At 75.1% G+C, this 3,321-nt stretch carries 3 protein-coding genes; 1 reads left to right on the top strand and 2 read right to left on the bottom strand.

Features of this window, described 5'->3' with window-relative positions; translation table 11 throughout:
• Both OZN99_RS28115 and OZN99_RS28120 read right to left on the bottom strand, forming a co-directional pair.
• On the bottom strand, positions 1 to 897 hold an 897-nt coding region (locus OZN99_RS28115; RefSeq protein WP_270938527.1), incomplete at its 3' end, for a glycosyltransferase family 2 protein.
• A 9-nt stretch (positions 898 to 906) separates the two neighbouring features.
• Positions 907 to 2,130, bottom strand: coding sequence for an NAD(P)/FAD-dependent oxidoreductase (locus tag OZN99_RS28120; RefSeq protein WP_270938529.1), 1,224 nt, complete (start codon positions 2,128 to 2,130; stop codon positions 907 to 909).
• A gap of 84 nt (positions 2,131 to 2,214) precedes the next feature.
• Here OZN99_RS28120 and OZN99_RS28125 point away from each other — a divergent pair.
• A partial coding sequence (locus tag OZN99_RS28125; RefSeq protein WP_270938528.1) for a glycosyltransferase family 4 protein occupies positions 2,215 to 3,321 on the top strand: 1,107 nt, incomplete at its 3' end.

Consider the following 3,321-nt stretch of genomic DNA (forward strand, 5'->3'; position numbering starts at 1 on the left):
AGGCGCGGCGAGCGGCCGGAGCTCGTCGCTCGGCGGCAGGCCGCGCCAGAAGGCCGCGGACACCGCCGGGTCCGGCAGGTCATGATCCGGCATCAGCGTGGCGCCGCAGCCGAACAGCCGCAGCAGCGTGGCGGTGTTCACCAGCGCGCGTGCCGCCTCGTCCCGCCCGACCGCATCCAGTGCCGCGGCGCGCATGCGGTGGAGCAGCGCGGCGGCCGAACCGGCACGCGCGGCGGGCGGCAGCCTCGCCCAGCCCGTGTGCGTGTTGCCGCGATGGAAGCGCTTGTGCACCAGCACGCGCGGCACGCGCCGGAGTTCGCCGCGGCGGGCGAGCTCCGCGATCCAGGCGGTGTCCGCCATCACGTCGCCCGGCAGGCCGGTCGGGATCAGCGGGCGGTCGGCGTCGTCGCGGCGCCGCACCAGGCCGCGATAGGCGACGCAGGGGTGCTGTTCCAGCACGGTCTCCAGCATCCGTCGCGTCAGCGACCCCGCCACCGGGCGCTGCACATGCCGGCCGGTCGCGGCGCCGAAGGCCTCGACGTCGCCGAAGGCGCAAACCGCCTGCGGCTGCCGGCGCAGCACGCGGAGCAGCGTGGCCAGCCAGTCCGGCTCCGGCAGGTCGTCATGCGGCATGATGGCGAAGAAGCCGGTCTCCACCGCCGCGATCAGCGCATTGGTGTTCCCCACCCAGCCGAGCCGCCGAGGCTGCACCACCAGGCCGAAGCGCGGATCCGCCATGAAGGGGCGGCACGCTTCGGCCGTCGCCATGTCATTGCCATCCACCGAGACCAGCACGCGCAGGTCCCGCACCGTCTGCCGTGCGACGGCGGCCAGCGTCTCGCCGATGAAGGCTGCACCGTTCCAGCTCGGGATGCAGACCGTGATGCCTGGCCGCATCGCGCCGCGTCACTCCGCCGCGGCGGCACGGCGCGGTGCGATGCGCTCCGCGACCTCGAGCGCCAGCAGCGGCGCCAGCGTGTATTTCCCGGTGTCCACGCTGTGGTAGCCGCCGCGCGAGGCGACCAGGCCCACCTCGTGCCGCTGGTGCAGACGGCTGCCGCGATCGTCGATGTCCGTCGCGCCGAGCGCGAAGATCGTCCCGCCATCGACGTCCGGCACGTCCAGCGCGGCCTCCGCTGCCGTTGCCACGGCCGGGCAGAGCGCGGCCAGCGCGGCGATCGTCGCGCGTGCGATGGCCGGACGGTCGATCGCGGCGCGGATCGCCTGCCAGTCCAGCTGCCGCGTGTCGCGACGCATGCCGACCATGCCGACCGGATACCAGGACAGGTAGATGCGCCCGTCCGGCCAGGCCACGATGTCGCCGAAGGGCCCCAGCACGAAGGTGGTGCTGGGCAGCGCGGCGGCGATCGCGGGCGGGCAGCGGAAGGTCACGCCGACCTTCGAGCGGTTGAGGAAGGGCGCCGGCGGCGCGAAGCCGGAGGCCGCGTCCACCGCCGTGCGGTTCGCCCAGAGGCAATTGACGACCGTGCCGTACGGCCCGTCGCGCAGCGGTCCATCCGCATCCTGGCCGACGACCTCGTGCCCGCCGCCGCGCGGCCGCACCGCCTCCACCGTCACGCCGGTGCGCAGCGTGATGCGCGGCGCCGCGGCGACCGCGGCGCCCAGCAGCCTCGCCACCTGCGGCGTGTCCATCGCCACCTCGCCGGTGCGAAAGGCGGCGACGACATGCGCCGGGTCGTAGCGCGCCGCGAGCTCCGCCTCGTCCAGCCGTTCCGATGCGGCCCAGCGCGGTTCGCCGCGCCAGGTTTCGGCGATGCGGGCGAAATGCGCTGCGATCGCCGGCACGGGCACCTGCGTGTCCCGGTGCACGGCATAGACGAACGGTTCGGAGGCCAGCCCCGCGATCTTGTCCGCGGGCAGCCAGCGCGACAGCGTCGGCAGGAAGGAAGCGGCGCCGCGCTGCATCAGGGCGGCGGTGCGGAAGGACGCATCGGCCGCATAGACGAAGCCCAGATGGAGCTTGCCCTCGCCATGGCAGCTGGCTTCCGTCAGTGCCTCGGTCCGGCGCTCGAACAGCGTCACGCGGCAGCCGCGTTCGGCGAGCGCCAGCGCCGCGCAGCAGCCCATCAGGCCCGCGCCGAGGACCGCCACCTCCGTCTGCTGCGCCATCGGCACCGGCAAATCTCCCCAGCGCGATTTGCGCTGAGCACAGCGTAACGACCCTGCTCCGGACGAGCCAGCCCCGCCAGGACCATGCGCATCCTCTACCTGCACCAGCACTTCTCCGCGCCAGAGGGCAGCACCGCGACGCGGTCCTTCCACCACGCGGCCGCGCTGGCGGCGGCGGGGCACGCGGTGACGCTCGCCTGCGGGCGCTACCGGGGAGCGGTCACCGGCCTGGCCGCGCCGTTCCGGCACGGCGAGCGCCGCGGCACGCTCGCAGGCTTCGACGTGCGCGAATTCGACATCCCCTGCGGCAATGCGCAGAGCCTGATGCAACGCACGCGTGCCTTCCTGCGCTTCGCCGCCCGCACGACGCGCATCGCGCTGCGCGAACCGTGGGACCTCGTGCTCGCCTCCTCCACGCCGCTGACCGTGGCGCTCCCGGCCCTGGCGGCGCGCCGGCTGCGCGGCGTGCCCTTCGTCTTCGAGATCCGTGACCCCTGGCCGGAGCTGCCGCGCGCGCTCTCGGCGGGCGGTGCCGGCGTCCCGCGGCCGGTGCTGGCTGCCATGGCGCGGCTGGCCGATGCGGCGTGCCGGGAGGCCAGCGCGGTGGTCGCGCTGACCGACGGCATGGCCGGTACCGCCCTGTCGCATGGCGCGCAGCCCCTGCATGTGCATGTGCTGCCGCAGGGCGCCGACCTCGCGCTGTTCGGGCCGCATGTCGCGCCCTGGCGACCGCCAGGCATCGCGCCCGAGGAGGTGCTGGCCGTCTATGCCGGCGCGCATGGCGTGGCGAACGGGCTCGATGCGCTGCTCGATGCCGCGGCGCTGCTGCGCGGCAGCGCCATCCGCCTGCTGCTGGTCGGCGAGGGTGCCTGCAAGCCGGCGCTGATGGCGCGCGCGGCGGCGGAGGCGCTGCCGGTCGGCTTCCTGGACCCGCTGCCGAAGCCGCGCCTCGCCGCCCTGCTGGCCGGCGCCGATATCGGCCTGCTCTGCCTGGCGCCGGTGCCTGACTTCGCCGAGTGGACAGCGCCGAACAAGCTCTCCGAAGGGCTGGCCGCCGGGCTGCCGATGGTCACCAACGTGCCCGGCCGTGCCGCCGTGCTGCTGCGGGAGGGCGGCTGCGGCCTGGCGGTGCAACCCGGCCATGCGCCGGCGCTAGCGGCCGCCCTGCGGCGGCTGGCCGGCGCACCGGCG

Source organism: Falsiroseomonas oryzae (assembly GCF_027856955.1).
Taxonomy (GTDB): Bacteria; Pseudomonadota; Alphaproteobacteria; order Acetobacterales; family Acetobacteraceae; genus Falsiroseomonas; species Falsiroseomonas oryzae.